Source organism: Erwinia typographi, from assembly GCF_000773975.1.
Classification (GTDB): domain Bacteria; phylum Pseudomonadota; class Gammaproteobacteria; order Enterobacterales; family Enterobacteriaceae; genus Erwinia; species Erwinia typographi.
In genome coordinates this window covers 134,221-141,165 of the sequence record NZ_JRUQ01000018.1, presented here as the reverse complement: position 1 = coordinate 141,165, position 6,945 = coordinate 134,221, and the positions used below count along the sequence as shown (strand labels likewise).

Sequence of the window (6,945 nt, the reverse complement as noted above, 5' to 3'; positions counted from 1 at the left end):
CAGATGCCGAAAGCGAAAGCGTAAGGCGAAACTCAGAGATGAAAACAGAACAACCACTCTGGGGGCGGGGCACCATGATCTCGCCCCAGCACTTTCAGCAGCAGTCCGCCTGGCAGGCGTGGCACAGCGAATGCATCGCGCGTATGGGACTCAACCAGCCGTGGGGCGTGCTGCAGGCCGAGTTTGAGCCGGAAGCGCTAAAACTCGGGCGTCTACAGCCGCGCCGTCTGCACCTGCGCTTCAGCGATGGCACGCTGATTGATACGCACAACGCCGATCCGCTGCCACCCACGCTGACGCTTGAAGCCGAGCAGAAGAAAGTGACGGTGGTTCTGGCACTGCCGCAGCTTTATGCCAACGGCGGCAACTGCCTGCAGGAAAGCGACGTAGCCGAACGTCCGGTGCGTTTTCGCCAGCGCTGGCGCGATATCCGTAACCTGTTCGGGGATGACACCCGTCAGATTGCGATATTGCAGCCAGAGCTGACGCTGCGTTATGCACACCAGGACAACGGCGACTGGCTGACCTGTCCGGTGGCCCGTCTGCAGCAGGATGCGCAGGGCGGCTGGACGCAGGACAGTCAGTTCCTGCCGCCACTGCTGACCTTGCAGTCGAGCCCGTGGCTGGTGACTGCGCTCGAGCTGTTGGTGACGCAGCTGCGTGCGCGACTGGTGCGTCTGATGGCAATGCGCCGCGAAAGCAATCAGCGTATGGCCGATTTTGCTGTTGCTGACGTGTCGCTGTTCTGGCTGTTAAACGCGCTCAACAGTGCCGAACCGGTGTTGGCTGATTTTCTGCGCCACCCGCAAAGCCCGCCGGAACGACTCTATCCGGAGTTGGCGCGGCTGGCAGGCAGTCTGCTGACATTTTCGCTGGAGCATCAGGTCAGCGCCATTCCGGCTTACCGCCATGACGACCTGAACGACGTCTTTCCGCCCCTGTTCAGCCTGCTCGGCACGCTGCTGGAAGCCAGCTTGCCGTCGCGCATGGTGGCGATTGAAATGACCCACGATCGTCGACTGCGTCAGTGGCAGGCGCGCCTCAACGATCCGCGTCTGCGCGAACAGGCCGATTTCTACCTGTCGGTACGCTCGCCGCTGTCGGTGGCACAACTGCAGGAGCAGTTCCCGCGCCAGTGTAAAGCGGGCAGTCCGGATGACGTTATCGCGCTGGTCAACAGCTCGCAATTGGGTATCCCATTGAAGTCGCTCAGTCATGTGCCGGCCGTCATTCCGCTGCGTCTGGAAAACCAGTATTTCTCGCTGGATCTGTCGCATCCGGCGGCCGGGGCGATGCTCGAAAGCGGCAGCTGCATATTTTACGTTCCCGGCACGCTGGGTGACCCGGAACTGGAACTCTTCGCGGTACTGAGATCATGAGCCAGAAACCACAAACCGCAGCTATCGACATTGATGCGCTGTTGCAAAACACCTGGCTGCAGGTAATCAGTCTGCGCCATGGCCCGGACTTTTCCGACGGCGAAGGTCTGGCGCTGTGGCAACGCTGCGTTAATGATGCGGAGCGCGTGCAGCTGACGCTGCGTAACGCGGGTGTCAGCCGCGAAAGCTGCCATGACGTGCTGCTGGCGCAGTGCGCGCTGCTGGATGAGGTGGTGAAAGGGCGCGGCGTGCAGGACGACGCCTGTGTGCAGTGGTATCACAGGCCGTTGCAGGGCCATTTTCTGCAGACTATGGACGCAGGTGAAACCTTGTGCGATCGCATGCAGCAGGTGCTGGCGCAGCCGGAGGCCGACGAGAGGGTGCTGACCTGTTTTCATCGAGTGATGCTGCTGGGCTTTCTCGGCGGCTATGCGTCTGCTGACGCACCCGCGCGTCAGCAACTGGTGCGCGCACTGACTAAACGCGTGCCAGCCTTCACGCGCGCGACGGATGCGCCTTTGCTATCGCTGGCGAACGTCGGCCTGCGCACGGGCTGGTTAAGCAGTTGGCCCGCACGACTCGGACTGACCGCGCTTCTACTGGCCGCGCTGTGGATGGGACTTAATCACTGGCTCGATCACCTCATCACTACGCTGCTGCCCGGAGTGAAAGGATGACGCTGGTGCTTCAGCGTCTGCTGGCGCTCTGGATAGGGCTGCTCACCGCCGGACTATGTCTGTTGTTTCTGCCGGTGGCGCGTAGCTCCGGCGTTCTGCTGTTGCTGGCAGTGACGCTGATTATCGGCGTGATGATATTTAAGCTGCCGCGCCGCCGTGCGAAAGCGGCCAGCCAGTTATGGAGTGATTTACCGGACGCCGCGTTTCGTCAGCCAGTGGTGCTGTGCTGCGGCGAAAGTGGACTGTCCGATGAGGAGCCGGTACGGATTCTGCCGCAGGGCTGCTTTATCCTCGTAAGTGACAGTAGCGAATTGCAGCACAACGTCCGTCAACTGCTGCTGATGCGGCCCGACTGGGGTCGACAGATTTCACTTTGCCTGAGCATCAGTCCGCATCACCAGCATGACAACGCAGCGCTGGAAAATGACCTGTTCGCTCTACGCTGGCAAATCGCGCTGCTGCGCCGTGAAACCCGGCAGGCGCTGCCGCTGCTGCTTAACGTGGGCATTGCAGGTGAAATGACGCAGTGCACTGAACCGTTGTGGCAGGTTCAACTGGCGGGAAACAACCCGCAAATCTGGCTGGATGACACCTCGCCGCGCGGCGTTAGCGAATGGCTGCAGTCGGGAGGCGCAACGGCGATGCAGCAGCAAATTCTGCTCAACACTCTGGATGCGTGGACTCATCAGCAGGTGCTACGCGTGCTGACAGAGGCGCATACCGATGTCGCCTCTGTTACGCCCGGCGCCATTATGCTGCTGCTGCAATCCGGCATCTCTGGCTCTGGTAACGATTCGCTGTGGCGCGCGTGGCTGTTGCAGCATACCGCCATCAGCAGCGTCGGTGTCGTAGCGGATACGCCAGCCATTCTTCCTGAGTTTATCCTCCCGCTGCTGCCACAGGGACGCGGCCTGACGCCGCGCACCCGTGCGCTGCGCGCGGCGCTGAACGCCTTTGCCATTGCCGTCGTTATCGCACTGTGTGTGGCGGCCTGGAACAACCAGTCGCTGATCCGCCGCATTGCGTTTGACCTTGAGCACTATTACCGCATCGCCATGACGGATTACGCGCCGAAGCTGGCGGCGGTCAACGTTTTGCGCGAAGACGCAAAGCAGCTCGACGGCTATGCCCGTCAGGGCGCACCGCTGCGTCTGGGGTTAGGACTTTATCAGGGGGGCCATCTGCATCTGCCGGTACTGCGCGCTGTCAGTACCTGGATACCGGAAGCCAGGCCCAAATTTGCGCCGAAGCCAAAAACGCAGCCGACACTGGTGCGGCTGGATGCGATGTCGCTGTTTGATTCCGGCAAATCCGATCTGAAAAACGGCTCGACCAAAGTACTGATTAACGCGCTGGTCAACGTTAAAGCCAGAGCTGGCTGGCTGATTGTGGTCGCGGGTCATACCGACGATACCGGCAATCTGGCGCTGAATCAGCGTCTGTCTCTGAAGCGTGCGGAAGCGGTACGCGACTGGTTGCGCGACACCGGCGACGTGGATGAGAGCTGTTTCGCGGTGCAGGGCTTCGGTCAGAGTCGCCCGATGGTGACCAACAACACTGCCGAAGGCCGCGCGGCCAACCGGCGAGTTGAAATCAGTCTGGTGCCGCAGGTGGATGCCTGTCGGGCGTCGGGCGCAATCCCTTCGTTATCACAGGATGGTGACGGCAATCATGAAGAAAAGGAGTAACACATGGCAATTCCGGTTTATCTGTGGCTGAAGGATGACGGCGGTCAGGAAGTGGAGTACTTCAACACCAGGCTTGAGAACGTGAAGGTGGCGAAGGTCAACCCGATGATGCACGACGTCAAGGACCCATCCAAAGAGAAGCACAACCATCTGGAACAGATTGAGCTGCGCTACGAAAAAATCACCTGGACCTACAAAGACGGCAACATTATTCATTCCGACTCGTGGAATGAGCGCGCCACTGCCCGATCCGTACTGACGCTGTAGGGGCGGCCATTTCGCCGCTCACAAACTGACATGTGGCTGCATCCGCACCGGCTGAAGCCACAAGTCATTTTTCATCATCAAACCTGCTGACCTTATACGCTTTGGTTCACGGCGAGGGGCGGTAGCGTGCCCCCAATCAGGAGAACTTTGCTATGGACCGTCAGTCAGCCTGCCACAACGCCTCAACCCGTCCCGCGCACAGGCACCTTCATTTTCTTAATACGTGACGTACTTTTTTCTAATGGCAAGGAGTGTGCATGAAAACCCAAAATATCCCTGTTTCGCCTGCTTTTATCGCTATTTCATGGATCGCTATGCTGGGCGGCACGCTGGTCTGTGGAAAGCAACATTAATGCCGAGTGAGAAAGGATTTTACGGCGTGTCATTTTTTATGGCGCTGTTCGGTGCCGTAGCCGTACAGAAGAACACCCGCGACAGCATGCACAGGGTGACTGACAACGCTGCTGAGGTAACCCAGGAACCTCAGGCCTGACATTCTCCGGACTTTCCCGCTACTGTCGCCGTGGCGGGATTAAGGTGGCGCCATGACGGCGATTTAAAAGGATTTCACCATGACAGGAAAGGCCATTCCCTTCTTCAACCACAGCCACCACCTGCTGAAGGTCACTGACAGCAATGCCCCGCTGGATGTGCTCAGCTTCGAAGGCGCTGAGGCGCTTAGCGCGCCCTTCAGCTGGAAAATCGTTTTTACCAGCACCGAAAGGCACATCAGTCGCGAAACCATGCTGCTGAAAACGGCGTCGCTGACGCTACAGGCTGCGCCACAGAGTCTCACCGACTTGCAGAAGGCCGGCCCGCTGCGCGTGGTGCAGGGCGTGGTGACCAGCTTTGATATGCTTGGTGTTTCTGCCGATGAAGTACGCTACGCCATCAGTCTGCAGCCGCGTCTGGCGCTGCTGACGCGCACCCGGCAGAACGCCATCTGGCAGGACATGTCGGTGCCGCAGATTGTGGAAGGCATCCTGCGCGACCGGCACGGCATGCGCGGACAAGATTTCCTGTTTAACCTTAGCCGCGACTATCCGAAACGCGAGCAGGTGATGCAGTTTGACGAAGATGACCTGCGCTTTGTCTCGCGCCTGCTGGCCGAGGTCGGCATCTGGTTTCGCTTCACCACAGACACGCAGCTCAACATCGACGTGGTGGAGTTTTACGACGACCCGCAGGGCTACGTGACCGGCCTGACGCTGCCAGCCGTGCCGCCATCGGGACTGTATGACAGCGGCGTGGAATCGGTGTGGGCGATGGAAAGCCGTTTCCGCGTGGTCGAGAAAATGGTCAGTACCCGCGATTACAACTACCGGGACGCCACGGCGGACATGAACGCGCAGGCCGATGTCACCGGGGGCGATGAAACTACCTACGGCGAAGCCTATCACTGGGCTGATAACTATCTGCAGCCTGGTGAGGAGTACAGCGCCAGCCCGGCGACTGAAAGCGGCGCGTTCTACGCCCGCCTGCGCCACGAGCGCTACCTTAACGGCCAGACGAGTCTTAGCGCCAGGTCAAGCTGCGCCTCGCTGATGCCGGGCGTGGCGATGCGCGTCAGCGGGGGCGCTGACGTTGCAGAGGTTTTCCGCTCTGGCGTGGTCATCACCTCACTGGTCTGCCGCGCAGCGCGTGACAGCAGCATGGAAACCGCATTTCACGGCATCCCGGCGGAAGGGCGCTACAGCTATCGTCCTGAACCCGCCCCGCGCCCGGTGATGGCGGGAACCTTACCGGCGCGCATCACCAGCACCACCACCAACGACACCTACGGGCACATCGACCGCGACGGACGCTATCGCGTCAACATGCTGTTTGACCGCGCGGGCTGGGAAAGCGGCTTCGAAAGTCTGTGGGTGCGCCAGGCGCGACCGTTTGCTGGCGATACCTACGGCCTGCATCTGCCGCTGCTGGCAGGCACCGAAGTGGCGATAGCCTTCGAGCACGGCAACCCGGACCGTCCGTACATTGCCGGTGTGCTGCACGACTCGTCGCGCGCCGACCACGTCACCATCCGTAACTACAAACGCAACGTGCTGCGCACGCCGTCGAACAACAAGCTGCGCCTGGACGACACGCGCGGTCAGGAGCACATCAAACTCAGCACCGAATACGGCGGCAAAAGCCAGCTTAACCTCGGTCATCTGGTGGACGGCGAACGGCAGTTGCGTGGCGAGGGTTTCGAGCTGCGCACCGACAGCTGGGGCGCAATCCGCGCAAACAAAGGGCTGTTTATCAGCGCGGACGGGCAGGCAGGTGCGCAGGGTAAGCAGAAGGATATGCAGGCTGCGCTGGGCAACCTGAACAAGGCGCGCGAACAGATGACGGAGATATCCAGCGACGCGCAAAAAGCCACGGCGAACCCGGCAGACCTGCCTGCGCAGATAGCCCTGCTGGAGCAGCAGGTGCAGGAACTGAAAAGGTCGGTACTGCTGGTAAGCGCGCCAGATGGCATGGCGCTGACCAGCGGCGAGCACCTGCAACTTTCTGCTGCGCAGAATCTGGTGGCGACGGCGGGAAAGAATGCCGACGTCAGCGTGATGAAAAACCTGTTTATTGGGGTGGGCAATGCACTGAGCGTGTTCGTGCGCAAGCTGGGCATCAGGCTGATTGCCAATCAGGGACCGGTGCAGCTGCAGGCGCAAAACGACCTGATGGAACTGTTGGCACGAAGAGAAATCAGCATTATCAGCACCGAAGATGAAATCAAAATCATCGCCAAGAAGAAGATCACGCTGAACGGTGGTGGGAGTTATATCATGCTAGATGCTAATGCGATTGAGTCAGCTACTGCAGGTGATTACCGGACGCGAGCAGGACAATACGACAGGCAAGAGCAATCGAGTAAGCCTGAAGATTTCCCAAGCCTGGCAACAGAAAACCAGGAGCCATCAAATAAGTTTATTTTTTCCTGACAGGGAGTCA

The 6,945-nt window shown here is 59.8% G+C and carries 4 protein-coding genes and 2 pseudogenes; all 6 read left to right on the top strand.

What is annotated here, in order from left to right; all coding sequences use genetic code 11:
- The first annotated feature begins 38 nt into the window (after positions 1 to 38).
- Positions 39 to 1,379: a type VI secretion system baseplate subunit TssK gene (tssK, locus tag NG99_RS04820; protein WP_034888935.1), complete on the top strand. Its 1,341-nt coding sequence runs from the start codon at positions 39 to 41 to the stop codon at positions 1,377 to 1,379.
- Positions 1,376 to 2,056 carry a type VI secretion system protein TssL, short form gene (tssL, locus tag NG99_RS04815; protein WP_034888934.1) on the top strand — a complete coding sequence of 227 codons (681 nt, stop codon included), beginning with the start codon at positions 1,376 to 1,378 and terminating at the stop codon, positions 2,054 to 2,056. The genes tssK and tssL overlap by 4 nt, the downstream gene beginning before the upstream one ends.
- Entirely contained in the window at positions 2,053 to 3,744 is a 1,692-nt protein-coding gene (locus NG99_RS04810; protein WP_034888933.1) for an OmpA family protein, read from the top strand. The genes tssL and NG99_RS04810 overlap by 4 nt, the downstream gene beginning before the upstream one ends.
- A gap of 36 nt (positions 3,745 to 3,780) precedes the next feature.
- Positions 3,781 to 4,011: pseudogene (tssD, locus tag NG99_RS04805) on the top strand (type VI secretion system tube protein TssD); the annotation flags it as partial.
- A gap of 331 nt (positions 4,012 to 4,342) precedes the next feature.
- Positions 4,343 to 4,504, top strand: a pseudogene (locus NG99_RS29870) (YiaA/YiaB family inner membrane protein); the annotation flags it as partial.
- A 79-nt stretch (positions 4,505 to 4,583) separates the two neighbouring features.
- Positions 4,584 to 6,935, top strand: coding sequence for a type VI secretion system Vgr family protein (locus NG99_RS04795; RefSeq protein WP_034888932.1), 2,352 nt, complete (start codon positions 4,584 to 4,586; stop codon positions 6,933 to 6,935).
- The last annotated feature ends 10 nt before the right edge of the window (positions 6,936 to 6,945 follow it).

Excerpts from the sequence above, each read along its gene's own strand:
- NG99_RS04795 (WP_034888932.1), top strand. The coding sequence starts at position 4,584 with ATGACAGGAAAGGCCATTCCCTTCTTCAACCACAGCCACCACCTGCTG.
- NG99_RS04810 (WP_034888933.1), top strand. The coding sequence starts at position 2,053 with ATGACGCTGGTGCTTCAGCGTCTGCTGGCGCTCTGGATAGGGCTGCTC.
- tssK (WP_034888935.1), top strand. The coding sequence starts at position 39 with ATGAAAACAGAACAACCACTCTGGGGGCGGGGCACCATGATCTCGCCC.
- tssL (WP_034888934.1), top strand. The coding sequence starts at position 1,376 with ATGAGCCAGAAACCACAAACCGCAGCTATCGACATTGATGCGCTGTTG.